Raw genomic sequence first — 15,902 nt, 5'->3', positions numbered from 1 at the left:
TAGCGCCCCAAAAATAAAGTTGCGTTAGATAGACTCAACTTTGTTGATAATTGTGGCTGTAAGCGAATCTGTTCATGTGGTGGCGATAACTCACAAGCACATAGTTGCAATGAGACACTAGGTAAGTGAGTCATGATCCCAACCCCGCCTCCCCCACTTCAGCCGTTTCTAGCTCTCAAACTGCCGTAGATCCTCAGGTGCAGACAGATCTTGAAAAAGAGGTGCAAGCAGCTATTGATAACCAGCTGCGCCGCGAGCGCAAGCGTCGCCTGGTCGCGCTTTGCTCGCTGCTAAGTGTGCTGATTTTGGTTGTGGCGCTTGGCTTTTTGCCGACCACTGACTACGTCGTTGAGTCTCCTGGACCCGTCTTGAATGTTAACGCCAAGATTGAGGGTAAAGAGGTAATTTCGGTTAAAAACACCAACACCTCCACCACTCCCCTAGCTATGACTACCGTGAGCGTGCAGGGCTGCGACGATAAGGGAATTACCTACTGGCAGCTGATCAAATCGACACTGACCAGCTCTGACGCCGTCGTCGAGCGCGATAACGTGTGTCCTAAAAACATTAGCGAAAAGACTGTAGCCCAGGTTTCTGCAGCCCAGATGACCGGTTCGCAAGACAGTGCGGTGGTGGCCGCCTGGCAGCTGACCAAGCCGGACACTAAATTCACTTTGACTGTTGAGCAGGCAGTGACCGACGGCGCTAAGCAGGCCTTCAAGAAGGGCGACAAGCTGGTTTCTATCGTGGACGCTGATTCTAAGAACGTACAGATCACTAGCTACAAGCAGCTACGCGAAGTGCTTGAGAAGCTGACTCCGGGCAAGCCCATTAAGGTCACTATTGAGCGCGACTCGGCCACTCAGGAAGTAAGTGTAGTTGGCGCTAAGCCTGAGGATTCTAGCCGTAAGGGCGCCATGCTGGGCATTACTTTGAATATCAACCCGCCTGCTGGCCATGAGGTTACTTATGCGATTAAGGATATTGGCGGCCCTAGTGCTGGCATGATTTTCGCTTTGGATATTGCTCAGCGCCTGGAGGGCAAGAACTATGCGGGCACTACTCCCGTGGCCGGCACGGGCACGATTGATTTAAGTGGCAATGTGGGCGCCATTGGTGGCATTAAGCAAAAGATGCTGGGCGCTAGGGATGAAGGCTACAAGGTGTTCTTGGCTCCGGCTGGTAACTGCTCCGATGTGGTAGGCAATGAGCCTAAGGGGATGACGGTGATCCCGGTTTCTACCTTGAGTGAGGCGCGCGCGGCTATGCAGCGCGTGGCTGCCGGTCAAGCTCCGGCCACTACTTGCAAGGCGGTTCTGCAGAAGCAGAAGTGAGCTAACAGAAGCACCAAGTCTGCAAAAGTTATCCACAGGATAATATTAAATATTGTCAAACATCATAGCCAACTATCAAACTTAGTCTTAAGTAGATAGGAGGCTAGGATGTCTAGCAATACTTACACGCGACTACTGTGGCGCGGTGACGGCTACAGCCAGCTGCCCCAGGGCCAGCGCATAGGCGTTAGCTGCTATAAGGAACACAAGTTTTTGCAGGCGCTTTTGCAGCTCTACCAAAGCCGGGGTATTGCCTTGGAGCAGGGCGAGCCGCCGGATTTGGAGGCTGAAGTTAAGCAGTTGGCGCGCTCTTTGCGCCTGCCGCTGGGGCGCTGCTGGAAGCTAAGCCATGAGCTACGTTGGGCGCTGCGCGCGGCCCGGTCAGCGCCCTCTGCCAGCGGCTCAGCTCCCCCTGCCTGCGGCTCAGTTTCCCCTGCCCGCAGCTTTGCCGCTGAGCCTACCTTCCACATTTTCGACTACGCCCACAGCCAGGGCGCCTTAGCCAGCCAGCTTGAGCAGGCCTTAATGCAGCATGGGTTTAGCCCCAGTCCACCTGATCGGCGCTGCCAGTTGCTAGTGCCGCTAGGCTCCCAGGTGTTGCCTCCGCGTCTAAACAGCTATTTTTTGCAGCAAAACTTCAATTTTTTGCCGGTTTTGGCGCGCGACGGCGGCTGGTTGATCGGCCCGCTTACCGTGCCGGGCTTAAGTCAATGCTCCACCTGTTTGGATCTTTACCTTAGCGAGGCTGATCCGGCTTGGCCCACGCTAGCCACCCAGCTGCTGTGTCAGCCGGTTGCGGCTAGCAGCCAAAGCGTGGCCAGGCACTGCATAAATATTGTGGCGCAGGTGGCTTCTAGTTTCTTTAGTGGCAGCGGGCATTGGCTTGGGCGCTACCTGGAATTTAGCCAGACCGATCTGGTTGGCTTCAGCCAAGTGCTCAGCCCCCACCCCGAGTGCGGCTGTGGCGGCCTGCAATTGCTAGAGCCCATTCGCCCCGTCACCGCAGAGGCGCTGGCAGCCCCCAAGACACTGGAAGCCACAGAAACGCTGGAAGCTAGCAAGACGCTGGAAGCCCCAGGCGCCGTCGCCGCTTAAAACCAAACTAGCTACTAGAGTGCTCACGCACCAGCGCCAAAACCTGGGCCCCATAGGTTTCCAGGCGGCGCTTACCCACCCCACGAATAAGCAGCAGCTGCTTTAACGTCTTGGGTTTAACCACCGCAATTGAGCGCAAAGTCTCATCCGCAAACACCGTGTAAGCGGGGCGGCTGTACTCGTCAGCCAGCTGCTTACGCCAAACCTTCAAAGCCTCAAACAAGGCCACAGTTTCCGCATCCTGCTCGGCAGCAAACAGCTCACTAGTGCGCTTATTAGCCTGCCGCTTAGAGACGCTACGCTCAGCTTTCGCCTCCTGGGGCCAAATACCCTCCAGGAAACGCGAATATTTACGGCTGCCCTTGCCACCCGCCGAACGTGAGCGGGCATAAGAAATATGCAGATGCTTGCGGGCACGAGTAACGCCCACATACAGCAGACGCTTTTCTTCCTCAATCTCCGCCTCAGTGGTTGACAGCGAAATCGGCATTAGCCCCTCGCTGACCCCCACCAAAAACACCGCGTCCCACTCCAAACCTTTGGCGGCGTGCAGCGATGAAAGCGTCACCCCGGCCACCGTGGGGGCGTTTTGGGTGGCCGCACGCTCAGCCAGCTCGGCCACAAAATCAGCTAGGCTCGCCCCGCGCGCCTTATAAATCTCATCGGCCAACTTCACCAGGGCGTTTAGCGACTCCCAGCGTTCGCGCACCGCCCCACGTGAGGCGATCGGCTCACGCGTCCAGCCTTCACGCCCCAGCGCTTCACGCACCGCTTCAGGCATATCCAAACGGTCACCATTGGCCTCACGCAGCGCCGCCCGCAGCACAATCATGGCGCGTTTGACTTCTTCACGGGCAAAGAATTTCTCCCCACCGCGCACCAGGTAGCCAATTTGGGCGTCAGCCAAAGCTTGCTCAAAAGCTTCCGACTGAGAGTTAGTGCGGTACAAAATCGCGATCTGGCTGATACTGACGCCAGAGTCAATCAGGCGGCGGATAGCGCCAGCCACAGCGTTAGCCTCGGCGACGTCGTCGTCATAAGCCATATAGGTAACCGGCGGACCAGCGGGCTGCTGCGCCACCAACTCCACCGCCCCGGGCGGCAACTGACCCAGGCGCCCACCCCTACGGCCGGCCAAAACCGTGTTAGCTAAGCTCACCACCTGCGGCGTAGAGCGGTAGTCGCGCACCAAGCGCACAGTTTTAGCGCCCTCATAGCGCTGGTTGAAATGGGTCAAAAAGTAGGGGGTGGCGCCGGTAAAAGAGTAAATGGTCTGGGAAACGTCGCCCACCACGCATAATTGGCGACGGCGCGGCCCCAGCCACAAATCCAGCAGGCGCTGCTGCAACGGGGACACGTCCTGATACTCATCAACCACAAAATGGCGGTACTGCTGGCGGATACGCATGGCGATATCCTCACGATCCCGCAAAATCCCCACCATCAGCAGCAACACATCTTCAAAGTCGATAGTGCGCCGGTCAGCTTTAACCTCTTCATAAGTTTGCAGCAGTCTAGAGACAGTTTCCGGCTCTAACCCAGCCACTTCACGGCCCAGCTCAGCGGCCTTTTCCAGATAGTGCTCAGGGGAAGTCATAGTGACCTTGGCCCACTCCACCTCAGCAGCCAAGTCACGCACCGAGTCTTTATTAACCTGCAAGCCCAGCGTCCGCGCTGCCACGCCCACCAGCGGGGCCTTATGCTCCTGGATCGGCGGACACACTCCCCCAATGGCGTTAGGCCAAAAATAGGTCAGCTGCCGCAGCGCGGCGGCGTGAAAAGTACGCGCCTGTACCCCCGGCACCCCCAAATTAGCCAGCCGCGAGCGCATCTCCCCCGCCGCGCGGGCAGTGAAGGTCAGCGCCAACACCTGGCTGGGCTGGTACACCCCCTGGGCCACCCCGTTAGCGATGCGGTAAGTAATGGCGCGGGTTTTACCCGTGCCGGCGCCCGCCAACACGCATAGTGGCCCCGAAAGCTGCTCAGCTACCTGGCGTTGATCGTCATCAAGGGCTTGCAGTAGCTGCTCGCTAGTGGGAGGCGTTGAGGTCATATAGCTACTTTAATGGCTTCCCGGCCGCACCTTAGCGTGACCGGTACGCTTGGGCGCCCGGCGCACTTGGGCGTGACCGGCAGACCCTAGCCGCTCGCTCTACGGGCGCATCTAGGGCTCAGCGCGGCTAATGCACCGGCGGGACCAATGCCCGGCTAGGGCTCAGCGCGGCTGGGGTAGCTCGCGCCCATACCAGGCACGCACCAAGGCGTGACCGCTGGAGGCCCGCCCGGGCACAATCACCTTGCCCTCAAGCACCAGCTGGGTGAACTCCTCGCGGCTAACCCAAAAAGCGTGGCCTACCTCTTGCATATCGGCCTTGGGTTCTTGCTGGCCGCCAGCGCGGGCGGTGAAAGCAAACATTAGTGAACGTGGAAATGGCCACGGCTGGCTAGAGCAGTAGCTGGCCTGGCTGATCTTAATGCCAGTTTCTTCTAAAGCTTCACGCACCACTGCCGCCTCTAAAGACTCTCCGGCCTCCACAAACCCGGCCACCACCGAGTAGCGTCCCGGCTGCCAGGTGGCGCCGTGAATTAGCAGTAGCCGCTCGGCGTCGTCGGTGATTGCCACAATAATTGCCGGATCGGTACGCGGATAGGTGATATGAGCGCAGGCGGTGCAATGCTTCTCCCAGCCCGCGCAGGCAAGCTTTAAGCTGGCGCCGCAGCGCTCGCAGAATTTAGTGTTTTTGTCCCAAGTTGCTAGGGCCACGGCCGCCGCCGCCAGTTCGCCCTGGTAGGGCTCTAGCATTCCGGCCACTGCCCGTAGCGGCGCAAAGCAGTACTGGCAGTTCTCTTCTGGCTGCTGGCTGGAGGCTTCAACGCGCAGAGCCAAGTAGCTTTTTTCACCATATTTACCCAGGTAGTAAGGCTCTTGGGGGCTAAAGGGTAGCTGCGCCACCTGGGCGTGGTTTAGCTCAAGTAGCTGCTCAGCTTCCATATTGGCCAGATCAGGTGGGGTTAACCCGCCGTGGGGGGCTTGGCCATAGACGTGGTCCGATTTAATGGCCACTTCGCCGCGCGCAGTAACCAGGATGTAGCTGGTGTTGGGCGAGTCTTTAAGCGAGTTCAGGTAGTTGGCGTCGTTACGCCTGGCGGCGTCTCTATCAAACTGTCCGCTAGCCATGGGTAAATCCATGCCTTCAACTATAGGCCGCTTGTATTTTCTAAACTAAAGCCATGAGCTTGGCCTATCTAGATCACGCAGCCACCAGTCCGGTCCGACCCGAAGTGGCTGAGGCTTACGCTAAAGACTTAGTTGATTTTTCTGGACTGGGCACTAACCCTGCTTCCACCCACAGCAGCGGCCGGCGCGCCGCCGGGGCCCTGTTTGAGGCTCGCGAGCGAGTAGCTGCCCTGCTTGGGGCCAGTGCCCATGAGGTTATTTTCACCAGTGGCGGCTCTGAAGCCGATGCCCTGGCGGTTAGCGGTTTTGCTTTCGACGCCGCCCAGCGCGGCCAGGGGTGCGCCCTGCTAGTTAGCGCTGTGGAGCACCCGGCGGTGCTTGACTCAGCCCAGCGCGCCCAAAATTTTGGCTCCACTACTCGCCTGTTGGCGGTTGACGCCCAGGGCCAGGTGGATTTGGAGGCTTTAGCGCAAACGCTGCAGCAGGTAAGCGTGGATGATGCCCTACTGGTAAGTGTCATGCTGGCCAATAATGAAACTGGCGTGATTGAGCCGTTAAACGAGATTGCCCAGCTGCTTGCCTCCCAGGCCGCCCGCCGCGCTGAGGTTATTGAGCAGCGCGCCGCGAATGGGGGCCGAGCCAAGCGCGTGGGTAGCGCAGCAGTGGCGGCGCTTAGCCCCCAAAACCGGCCCTGGCTGCACACTGACGCTACCGCCGCCGTCGGCAAAATGCGGGTGGATATGGGCCAGCTGCAAGTTGACGCCCTGAGCCTGTCTGGCCACAAGCTGGGAGCCCCGGTAGGGATTGGGGCGCTGGTAGCCAACCGCTCTATGCCGCTGAAAAGCCCTTATGGGGGCGGCGGCCAGGAGCGGGGGCTGCGTTCAGGCACGCAGGATGTGGCCGGGGCGCGGGCTTTGGCTTTAGCCATGGAATTGGCTGAGGGTGAGCGTGAAGCTAAAACTGCCCAGTGGCGGCTTTGGCAGCAGCAGCTACGCGATTGCGCGCGCGCAGCGGGAGGCACGGTTTCTGCTAACTCAGCTCCCACAATTAGTTCCACCGCACATGCCTGGTTTAGTGGGGTTGATAGTGAAGCACTGCTTATGGCTTTGGATATGGCACAGGTGGCGGCCTCTGCTGGTTCGGCCTGCCATGCAGGCGTGGCCGGGGCCTCTCACGTTTTGGAGGCTATGGGGGTTGACGACGACGGCGCTAGCTGTGGCCTGCGTTTCTCCTTTGGCTGGTCTACTACCCAGGCGCAAATTGACGCCGCGCAGGCGGCTTTGGGGGGCGCTATTGAGGTTGCCAGGCGAGCTTGGGCCACAAAAAACAGGTCGAAACTAAATTACCTTTAGGCTTTTGACACCATTGTCTGTAACACTTGTTACATGAGCGCCTATGATCCCAGACAGCGCCGCGAGCCAGCCGCGCCTGAGAATTCCCAGCAAAACGGCTATTTTTCTGCCCCGACTGCTTCCGGGTCTGCTATCCCGGCTACCCCCGGGCAGCAGCCTACTGCGGCCTTCCAGGCTCCCTACGACGGCGCCTGCGAGCAGCCCCCCACGGCTTTTAACGCTTCTGGCCAGGCCCCCTATAACTCTGTAGAGCCAGATCCGGTTGCTTACCAACCCACACAGGCTATGCCGCCAGTTGGTTCACAGCCTGCCGGCGGCGCTCACGCCGCCCCGCCGGCCACCCAAGCCATGGACCCGATTGACGCGTTCACGCCAGAACCTACCCAGGCCATGCCGCCAGTTATTCAGCCCAAGAGCGCGGGCCAAGATCTGCCTTATGCCACCCAGGCCATGGCGCCAGTTGGTTCACAGCCTGCCGGAGGCGCTCACGCCGCCCCGGCCACGCGAGCTATGCCTGCGGCCACCCAGGCTATGCCCCCAATTGACGCCCAGGAAGCTTTACCGCCTTCAGTTTCCCCGCGCCGTGGCCGCGCAGCGGGAGCTGTAGGAGCTGGCGCGATGGCAGCAGGCGGCGCAGCTAGTGCGGCGCAGCGTCCGCCAAGTGTGCCGCCAGGCAGTATTCCCCCAGGCAGTATTCCTCCAGGCAGCGTCCCCCCAAGTAGTATTCCCCCGGGCGGGCCACTTACTGATGATGAGCCCGCTGAGGATGAAGAGCCCACCAAGCGCAGCAAATTTATGCTGTGGTTCATTTTGGCGCTGCTTGCCTTCTTGGCGGTCTGTTTCGCTATTGCTTGGTCTGCTACCGGCAATTCTGTGCCCGACCCCACACCTAGCGCTCCGGCTGTGATTACTCCTTCGTTGGACAGCACGGCTACCCCTGCGCCAACTTCCACCACTAAGCCGCTGAGTAAGTCCTCGCCGTCGCCGACGCAGGAAAATAACAATAACAACAACAATAACAACCAGCCTGTGCAGCCTAGCCAGCCTGAATATACTCAGCCGCCGCAGCAGAATTACCCCTCTGCGCCGTCGCAGCCTAGTTACACTTCCCCTTCGCCTTATCCGAACGATCCGGGTAATGATGATGACGACGACGATAACGACGACGACGATGGCAATAATTACATTGTGCCTGGACCAGGTGACCCAAATAACTCAAATAGCTAACAAATATTACTGTTTGACCTAATAAACCCCCACTTCCAGGTTATTCTCAGACTACTTCCAGCCAAATTTGTTATTAATTTATTGGCTGGTTTAGTCCAGCCGCGCTCCCCAGCTCAAAAATTCGGCGGTAGCGCACATGTAAGAACAGGAGGTGTAGAAATTGAATATACGATTCGTACCATTTAGTCAGTGGGATCGAGACGTTAAAACCAAGTTCTATACCTTAGTAATTGCCGCAGTTATGGTTGTGGCTTTGCTAACCGGTTTGAGCATGTGCGCGCCTGCCGCAAAATCTAAAGGCGGCACCCCTCAAGTTGCGGCAACCACTCACACCCCCACGCCAACAGCTAAACCCTTGGCGGCAGGGTTAGTTAAACCAAAGCCAAAGGACTCTCCCTTGCCTGCGGCTACCGCAACCCCCACTGAAGAGCCCACCTTTGAGGCAGAGCCTACCCCCACCCCAGAACACAGCACTAGCGCCGCCCCAGAACCTACTGTTAGCGCCCCAACGCAAGCACCCGTTCAGCAGCAGCCAAATATAACTATCCCCACTTCTGCTCCTACTACTAGCACAGAGCAGCACCCTGTCACCCAGCCCACCACTGCCCAGTCCCCTGAAACTAAGGTGCGCCCGCACCGTCCGCGCAACCTTGACCGCTCCAATGAGGCCTACTATCGCAGCTGCCGTGATGCCTACTACGCCGGAGCCACCCCTATCTATTGGGGCCAGCCCGGTTACCGTCGCGGCCTAGACCCCAACGGTAACGGCATTGCCTGCGAAAGCTGGCCGCGCCGCTAAGAGCAGCCAGAGTGAACGCCGGGCTGCAGTTTCACCAACAGCCAGTGCCCAACGGCAGTTTTGATAGAGCGCTCACCACGCGCTGATTTCAATTGACGCTTAAACCTTTACTCCCCTAAAGTCTGGCTTTGCTGGTTTAAAGGGTGCAAACACCCCAATCTTTAGGAGGAAAATATGCGTGTTTTGGCGGCACTTAGTGGTGGAGTGGATTCTGCGGTGGCCGCCGCACGCTGCGTGGAAGCTGGCTACGACGTCGTCGGCGTACATATGGCCCTTTCACGCAACCGCGCCCAATCACGCTCAGGTTCACGTGGCTGCTGCTCGATTGAAGACGCCTCCGACGCACGCCGAGCCGCAGATGTGCTGGGTATCCCCTTCTATGTGTGGGACCTATCGGAAGAATTTGAGGCGCTAGTAATCGAGGATTTCCTAGCCGAGTACCGCGCTGGACGCACCCCCAACCCCTGCATTCGTTGCAATGAGCGAGTCAAATTTGATGTTTTACTAGAGCGCGCCATGACGCTGGGCTTTGACGCGGTAGCCACCGGACACTATGCCCGCATTAGTGGCGGCGCCGCCAGCGGCAAGCCTGGAGACACCAGCCAGTTGGAGCTGCGCCGAGCGGTAGACACCGTCAAGGACCAGTCTTATGTGCTGGCTGTTTCGGGCCGCCAAGCCCTTTCACGGGCGATTTTCCCGCTGGGAGATGTAGAAAACAAGGCTGCGGTGCGCGCCGAGGCCGCCCGGAGGGGCCTGCCGGTAGCCAGTAAGCCTGACTCTTACGATATTTGTTTTGTGGCCGACGGCGACACGCGTGGTTTCCTTCAGCGCAACCTGGGTGTACAAGAAGGCCAGATGGTTGACCCTGAAGGAAACGTGCTAGGCACCCACCAGGGCTACTACGGTTTCACTATTGGCCAGCGTAAAGGCTTGGGACTAGACCATCCGGCTGCCGATGGGCGCCCGCGCTACGTTTTAGAAACTCGCCCCGCCACTAACCAGGTGGTGGTAGGCCCAGCCCAGCTGCTTAGCCGCACCACGGTCAGCGCCACTGACTTGATCACTTTGGTTGATGACGCCGATTGGGAGCACGTGAGCTTGCAGCTGCGCGCCCACGGGCGGGCCGTGCCCGCACAGGTAAAGCTCGACACCCAGGCCGCCACCTTGGAAGCCCAGCTGCAAGAGCCGGTGCGCGGCATTGCGGCAGGCCAGTCACTAGTGGTTTACGACGGCGAGCGCGTACTAGCCCAAGCCACCGTGGCCTAGAACAAGCCACCGCGCCTAGAAAGCGCCCCACCAACTGCGCCAGCCATGCCGAGCTGGCCAGAACCAAAGTAGCTGGCGCTTGGCCCCACAGGGCCAACCACCCGCGCAGGCGCAGGTGCCCACAAAGCCCACAAAGCTCACAAACAAAGCGTTGGCCCCGGTTAGTTACTAACCGGGGCCAAGGTTTTTAGCTAACAGGCCAGTTAGCGAGTCTTGGCTAGCTCCTCAATCAGCTGAGGTACCACCGTGGACACGTCGCCAACCACGCCAAAGTCTGCCATCTCAAAGATGGGGGCTTCAGAATCGTCACAGATGGCCACAATAGTGCCGGCGCCCTGAATACCACTGGTGTGGTGCACAGCTCCAGAAACACCCAGGCCAATGTATAGGCGCGGGGCAATAGTTTCACCGGTCTGGCCTACCTGCGCTGAGCGCTCAATCCAGCCCTCATCGCAGGCCACGCGAGTGGCGCCCACAGCTCCGTTAAGCAGCTGCGCAAGCGAACGGACCAGGTCAAAGTCGCCGTCGACACCGCGACCACCAACCACCACAGTGCGGGCCTGAGCCAGCTGCGGGCCGGCAGCAGCCTCATCTTCGGTGTGGCTAACTACCTCAACACGCTTAGCGGCCTGGCTTACGCTCACCGCCAGGGTCTCAACCTGGGCCGCAGCCCCACCACAGGGCTCAGCCTCTACCGCGCCGGCGCGCAGGCACACCAGCGGCGGGTTGGCGCCAGAGTCAGCGCGCAGGTCAAAAGTGGTGTTCCAAGAACCCGAAAGTACCAGCTTGGAGGCGCGCACATGCTGGTCAACAACCTCCAGACAGGCGGCGTCAGCGATGCAGGCGCTGGCTAGCTTAACGGCGGCGCGACCAGCGATTTCCTTGGCGCGGTGGTCACTACCCAGCAAAATCAGGGCAGGCTTAACCTCGTGGGCGGCAGCAATTACTGCGTCAGCCCCAGCGGCAGAAACCAGCTCGTCAGCCCCGGCGTAATCAGCCACCAGCACGCGGCTGGCACCATAGTTACCCCAAGCGGCGGCGTCGACCTTACCCGAAACCACGGCCACCACAGCGGCGCTGGTCAGCGAGCGGGCGGCAGTTAGTAGTTCAACGGCAGCAGCACTGGGGGCGCCGTCACTTAGCCCACCAGCCACCAAAATCGTAGCGTCTAACATATTGGCTTCTCCCCTCACACCAGCTTGTTTTCCACTAGCCAGGTAGCTAGCTGCTTACCGGCTTCACCGGCGTCGGTAACGATTACGCCACCGCTACGGGCCGGGCGGGCCTGAGCGTCAACCATTTCAATGACGCCGGGGGCCGGCTCAATACCTAGATCGCTAAGATCCCAGGTTTCCAGCGGCTTCTTCTTAGCCGCGCGCATGGCTGCAAAGTTGGGGTAACGCGGGTCGTTGGCCTGGTCGGTTACAGACACCAGGGCCGGCAGCTGGGCGCGCAAAACTTCGTGCACAGTGCCCAGGTTGCGCTGCACGTTTACTACATCTCCCTCAACCTCAAGGCTGTGGGCCATGGTCAGGGCCGGTAGATCCAAAGCGGAAGCCAACGCGCCCGGCAGCATAGCGCTCATCGAGTCTAGCGAGGCCATACCGGTGATAACCAGGTCAACCTCACCGATTTTTTCAATTGCCGCAGCCAAAACGCGGGCGGTAGCGACGACGTCGGAACCAGCCAACGCCTCATCGCTAACCAAAACGGCACTATCTGCACCCATTTGCAGGGCGCGACGCAAACCTTCTTCAGCATCTTCAGGGCCCATAGACAGGGCCACAACTTCGCCGTCGTGCTCTTCTACTAAAGACACCGCCGCCTCAACGGCGTTTTCATCTAGTTCGTTTAGAACATCGTCCTCACCGCGCACTAGGCGCTCATCTTCAAGGCGACGTTCGGATTGCACATCCGGTACGTGCTTCACGCAGACCACAATTTTCATAGCAAATAGACTGCCACAGGCCCGCCAGCAACACCATGTTAGGCCAGCCTCACGCCTAGCGTTTCACAATTGGCTTGATTAGCTCAGTGCACAAATACATGTGAGCTGTACCTGTAATAAGTACGTAATATTTATCTTGTCCCAAGCTGGTTCAAAATGAGAGACAATAACCCTGTGTGTCATATGCAAACCGATGAGGAAGTTCTACTGCCCGCCCCGCTAAGCGAACAGGCAGCATTAAACCCCTACGTTTTGGGCGCTACGCTTAACGACGACGGGGTCGATTTCGTAGTGAACGCCCCTGGTGCAAGTGCAGTTGATCTGTGCTTGATCGACGGCGAGGGTGCTGACCTGCGCGAACGCCGTATCGGCATGCACGACCACCTTACCGGTTCCTGGTCAGCTCACATTAGCGGCCTAGGTCCCGGCCAGCGCTACGGCTACCGCGTTTACGGGCCCTGGAACCCCAACGAGGGCTTGCGTTACAACCCCCGCAAGTTCCTGCTAGACCCTTATGCCAAGGCGCTAGCCACTAAAGCGGTCCTAGATGACTCCCTGTACGCCCACAAGGTAAACGAGCATGGCCTACCCACCAGGGCAGATTGGGAGATTTCTGAGCTAGATTCCCTGCCCTACGCAGCTATTGGTGTGGTGGCTGACCCTAACTACCAGCCGGTTGCCCCCTCTCCGCGCATCAGTGCCGATAAGCGCGTAATTTACGAAACTCACGTGGTGGGGCTAACCAAGCAGCTAGAAGCTATTCCTGAGCAGCTACGCGGCACCTACGCAGGGGTAGCCCACCCGGTGATGATTGAGTACCTAAAGAACCTGGGTGTAACCACCATTGAGCTACTGCCTATCCACGCCAAGTTCGACGAACCCTGGCTAACCCGCCGTGGCCTTAGCAACTACTGGGGTTACGCCACCTTGTCTTACTTTGCCCCTGAGCCCACCTATGCCACCAAGGCCGCCCAGGAAAGCGGCCCCCAGGCAGTGCTTAATGAAGTGCGTGCCATGGTCTCCGCCCTGCACGAGGCCGGGCTGGAAGTAGTTTTGGATGTGGTTTACAACCACACCGCTGAAGGTGGCTTTGATGGCCCCACACTGTCCCTGCGTGGCTTCGATGACCTGGGCTACTACCTGCACGATCCGGTAAACAAGCGCCAGTATTTAGACGTGACCGGCACCGGTAACACCGTAGACTTCCGTAACCGCCAAGCTATCCGCCTCACCTTAGACTCGCTGCGTTACTGGGTTAGCGAGATGGGTGTGGATGGTTTCCGTTTCGACCTAGCGGTAACCCTGGGCCGTCACGCCGGTGAGTGGCGCCGCGACCACCCGCTGCTGGTGGCCATGACTACCGACCCGGTTTTGTGTTCCAAGCTGCTGATTGCTGAACCTTGGGATGTGGGCCCGGGCGGCTGGCGCACCGGCGAGTTCCCCATCCCATTCCTCGACTGGAACGACCGCTACCGTGGGGCTCTACGTGAATTCTGGCTCAGTGACCCCAAGGAAATGAGTCACGGCAACAACGGCCATGACGCCCGTGAGCTAGCTACCCGCATTGCTGGTAGCGCAGACCTGTTCGCCTGGGGTGACACCGTGCACGGCCGCACCCCGCTAGCCAGTGTGAACTTCGTTACCGCCCATGATGGTTTCACCCTGCATGATCTAACCACTTACAACCACAAGAACAATGTTGCCAACGGAGAGGACAACCGCGACGGCACCTGGGATAACCGTTCTTGGAACCACCATGATTTTGATGGTGAAGCAGACCAGGTTCCTGGCGCTGAAACCGTCAACATGATGCGTTTGCGTAACGCGCGTAACCTACTGGGCACCTTGTTCATCTCCTCTGGCACTCCCATGCTGCTAGGTGGTGACGAGTTTGGCCGCACCCAGGGTGGTAACAACAACGCCTACTGCCAAGATAACGAGATTTCCTGGTACGACTGGAACTTAAAGACTTGGCAAAAAGAACTAATTGCCACCACCAGCTACCTAATTAAGCTGCGTCAGCAGCACCCGGCGCTGCGCCGAAGCCAATTCGCTACCGGCCAGGTTGCCCCCGGAGACAAGATTCCCGACCTGTCCTGGTACGACATCACCGGTAACCTCATGCGCCCTGAGCAGTGGCATGACAACTACACCCGTGTACTTTCCATGCTGCGCTCGGGTAAGCCTTTTGGCGACGTCGACGCCCTGATCTTGATTAACGGCACACTCAACCCGCATGAAATTAAGCTTCCTGCCGGGCGCGGCGACGACTACGAACTGGCTTGGTACTCGGTTTGGGACACCCCCCACGCTGATTACGCCCTGCTTGATGATGATGATGACGACGACGACACGGACTCTGTGGCCACCTCACTGGCTCAGCCTGGCTCCATGATTGCTTTGTCGCCCCTGAGCATGCGTATCTACCTGACTAAGCCTAAGCGTCAGGCCCGTTACAATGGGGCTCATGACGCAGTCGACACAGCCAACTAAGGCAGAACAGGCGCTAGCCAATTCCACTGACGAGGCTTCTTTGCGGCGCACCCAGGCGCGCAGTGAAGAAATTGCCGCCCAGATCGGTGAGCATCCCGAATATTTCCGGATGCTCACCGGTGCTCGTCCTACCGGGCACCTACACCTAGGCCATTACTTTGGCACTATGCAGTCTTGGAAACAGCTCCAGGACGCCAATGTAGATACGTGGATTTTGGTTGCCGATTACCAGGTAATTACCGACCGCGACGGCGTAGGCCCGCTGCGTGAGCGGGTTTTGTCGCTGGTTGCTGACGCTTTGGCGGTGGGTGTGGACCCTGAACGTTCCACTATCTTCACCCACTCGGCCGTGCCGGCCCTAAACCAGCTAATGCTGCCCTTCCTATCACTAGTTACCGAGTCTGAACTACATCGCAACCCCACCGTTAAGGCTGAGCTTGAGGCCACCGACGGGCGCGCTATGAGTGGGCTTATGCTCACCTACCCGGTACACCAGGCCGCAGACATTTTGTTCTGCCAGGCCAATTTGGTGCCGGTAGGTAAAGATCAGCTGCCGCACCTGGAGCAGGCCCGCCTGATTGCCCAGCGTTTTGACAAGCGCTACGGACGCGCCGACAAGAAGCACCCGGTGTTCCGCCGTCCTGAAGCCCTGCTAAGCGAGGCCCCCCTACTGCTAGGGCTAGATGGGGCCAAGATGAGCAAGTCTCGCGGCAACACCATTGAGATCCGTATGAACGCTGATCAGACCGCCAAGCTGATTAAGAAGGCTAAGACTGACTCCCAGCGCACCATTACTTACGACCCCTGCGAGCGCCCTGAGGTTTCTAACCTGCTGATGCTGGCTTCGCTGTGTAACGGCCGCGATCCGCGTGAGTTGGCTGAAGAAATTGGCGACGGCGGCGCGGGCAAGCTCAAGGCCCTGGTTACTGAGGCCATTAACGACTACTTCGCCCCCATCCGTCAGCGCCGCCAGGAGCTGGCTGACAATGAGGACTACCTACTGGAAGTACTTCACGCCGGTAATGACAAGGCCAACCAAGTGGCAAATGAGACATTAGACAATGTCCGCAAGGCCATGAAGATGGATTACTAAAGATAACTAAAAACCATCTACCGTCCCTACTTGGGGACTAGTCCCCGTGCTGATTTAGCTTTTCAGCACGGGGATTTTCTGCGCGTAGTGCAATTGGTGAACTAGGATGGCACATAG

General features: G+C 58.7%; 12 protein-coding genes. 8 read left to right on the top strand and 4 right to left on the bottom strand.

The genetic code is table 11. The annotated features are described in order from the left end of the window. Positions 1-125 precede the first annotated feature (125 nt). Together HMPREF0045_RS00290 and HMPREF0045_RS00285 are read left to right on the top strand one after the other, a co-directional pair. A complete protein-coding gene (locus HMPREF0045_RS00290; protein ID WP_005984403.1) occupies positions 126-1,334 on the top strand; it encodes a YlbL family protein in 1,209 nt (402 codons plus the stop codon). 108 nt (positions 1,335-1,442) lie between these two features. Further along, the gene (locus HMPREF0045_RS00285) at positions 1,443-2,429 is read left to right on the top strand and encodes a hypothetical protein (protein ID WP_005984402.1); all 987 of its coding nucleotides are present in this window, start codon (positions 1,443-1,445) and stop codon (positions 2,427-2,429) included. Positions 2,430-2,436: 7 nt separating this feature from the next. Here HMPREF0045_RS00285 and HMPREF0045_RS00280 read toward each other — a convergent pair whose 3' ends face one another. Both HMPREF0045_RS00280 and nudC read right to left on the bottom strand, forming a co-directional pair. Next, positions 2,437-4,482 carry an ATP-dependent DNA helicase UvrD2 gene (locus tag HMPREF0045_RS00280; RefSeq protein WP_005984400.1) on the bottom strand — a complete coding sequence of 682 codons (2,046 nt, stop codon included), beginning with the start codon at positions 4,480-4,482 and terminating at the stop codon, positions 2,437-2,439. 162 nt (positions 4,483-4,644) lie between these two features. Beyond that, positions 4,645-5,619, bottom strand: a complete 975-nt coding sequence (gene nudC, locus HMPREF0045_RS09455; protein ID WP_081466762.1) for an NAD(+) diphosphatase — start codon at positions 5,617-5,619, stop codon at positions 4,645-4,647. Positions 5,620-5,660: 41 nt separating this feature from the next. On the opposite strand from nudC, the gene HMPREF0045_RS00270 reads away from it, so the two are divergent. The 4 genes from HMPREF0045_RS00270 (at position 5,661) to mnmA (ending at position 10,251) form a co-directional block, all read left to right on the top strand. Continuing rightward, the gene (locus HMPREF0045_RS00270) at positions 5,661-6,959 is read left to right on the top strand and encodes a cysteine desulfurase family protein (protein WP_005984395.1); all 1,299 of its coding nucleotides are present in this window, start codon (positions 5,661-5,663) and stop codon (positions 6,957-6,959) included. Positions 6,960-6,992: 33 nt separating this feature from the next. Further along, the gene (locus HMPREF0045_RS00265) at positions 6,993-8,186 is read left to right on the top strand and encodes a hypothetical protein (protein WP_005984393.1); all 1,194 of its coding nucleotides are present in this window, start codon (positions 6,993-6,995) and stop codon (positions 8,184-8,186) included. 160 nt (positions 8,187-8,346) lie between these two features. Further along, on the top strand, positions 8,347-8,985 hold the full coding sequence (locus tag HMPREF0045_RS00260) for an excalibur calcium-binding domain-containing protein (protein ID WP_005984391.1): 639 nt from the start codon (positions 8,347-8,349) through the stop codon (positions 8,983-8,985). Positions 8,986-9,159: 174 nt separating this feature from the next. Beyond that, a complete protein-coding gene (gene mnmA / locus HMPREF0045_RS00255; RefSeq protein WP_005984389.1) occupies positions 9,160-10,251 on the top strand; it encodes a tRNA 2-thiouridine(34) synthase MnmA in 1,092 nt (363 codons plus the stop codon). Positions 10,252-10,454: 203 nt separating this feature from the next. Here the strand turns inward: mnmA and HMPREF0045_RS00250 are convergent, their stop codons facing one another. Together HMPREF0045_RS00250 and HMPREF0045_RS00245 are read right to left on the bottom strand one after the other, a co-directional pair. Continuing rightward, positions 10,455-11,426 carry an electron transfer flavoprotein subunit alpha/FixB family protein gene (locus HMPREF0045_RS00250; RefSeq protein ID WP_005984387.1) on the bottom strand — a complete coding sequence of 324 codons (972 nt, stop codon included), beginning with the start codon at positions 11,424-11,426 and terminating at the stop codon, positions 10,455-10,457. A gap of 14 nt (positions 11,427-11,440) precedes the next feature. Beyond that, on the bottom strand, positions 11,441-12,199 hold the full coding sequence (locus HMPREF0045_RS00245) for an electron transfer flavoprotein subunit beta/FixA family protein (protein ID WP_005984384.1): 759 nt from the start codon (positions 12,197-12,199) through the stop codon (positions 11,441-11,443). Positions 12,200-12,355: 156 nt separating this feature from the next. Here HMPREF0045_RS00245 and glgX point away from each other — a divergent pair, with 156 nt between their 5' ends. Together glgX and trpS are read left to right on the top strand one after the other, a co-directional pair. After that, on the top strand, positions 12,356-14,692 hold the full coding sequence (glgX, locus tag HMPREF0045_RS00240; RefSeq protein WP_231196656.1) for a glycogen debranching protein GlgX: 2,337 nt from the start codon (positions 12,356-12,358) through the stop codon (positions 14,690-14,692). Next, positions 14,667-15,785, top strand: a complete 1,119-nt coding sequence (trpS, locus tag HMPREF0045_RS00235) for a tryptophan--tRNA ligase (RefSeq protein WP_040315612.1) — start codon at positions 14,667-14,669, stop codon at positions 15,783-15,785. Before glgX ends, trpS begins: the two co-directional genes overlap by 26 nt. Positions 15,786-15,902 lie beyond the last annotated feature (117 nt).

It is taken from the genome of Actinomyces graevenitzii C83 (assembly GCF_000239695.1).
Classification (GTDB): domain Bacteria; phylum Actinomycetota; class Actinomycetes; order Actinomycetales; family Actinomycetaceae; genus Actinomyces; species Actinomyces graevenitzii.
The sequence above is the reverse complement of the archived record's forward strand: the minus strand, read 5'-3'. Positions and strand labels throughout refer to the sequence as shown.

Bases quoted from the DNA above. Each gene is read 5' to 3' on its own strand.
- HMPREF0045_RS00285 (WP_005984402.1), top strand. From the start codon at position 1,443: ATGTCTAGCAATACTTACACGCGACTACTGTGGCGCGGTGACGGCTAC.
- HMPREF0045_RS00280 (WP_005984400.1), bottom strand. From the start codon at position 4,482: ATGACCTCAACGCCTCCCACTAGCGAGCAGCTACTGCAAGCCCTTGAT.
- nudC (WP_081466762.1), bottom strand. From the start codon at position 5,619: ATGGATTTACCCATGGCTAGCGGACAGTTTGATAGAGACGCCGCCAGG.
- HMPREF0045_RS00270 (WP_005984395.1), top strand. From the start codon at position 5,661: ATGAGCTTGGCCTATCTAGATCACGCAGCCACCAGTCCGGTCCGACCC.
- HMPREF0045_RS00265 (WP_005984393.1), top strand. From the start codon at position 6,993: ATGAGCGCCTATGATCCCAGACAGCGCCGCGAGCCAGCCGCGCCTGAG.
- mnmA (WP_005984389.1), top strand. From the start codon at position 9,160: ATGCGTGTTTTGGCGGCACTTAGTGGTGGAGTGGATTCTGCGGTGGCC.
- HMPREF0045_RS00250 (WP_005984387.1), bottom strand. From the start codon at position 11,426: ATGTTAGACGCTACGATTTTGGTGGCTGGTGGGCTAAGTGACGGCGCC.
- HMPREF0045_RS00245 (WP_005984384.1), bottom strand. From the start codon at position 12,199: ATGAAAATTGTGGTCTGCGTGAAGCACGTACCGGATGTGCAATCCGAA.
- glgX (WP_231196656.1), top strand. From the start codon at position 12,356: ATGAGAGACAATAACCCTGTGTGTCATATGCAAACCGATGAGGAAGTT.
- trpS (WP_040315612.1), top strand. From the start codon at position 14,667: ATGACGCAGTCGACACAGCCAACTAAGGCAGAACAGGCGCTAGCCAAT.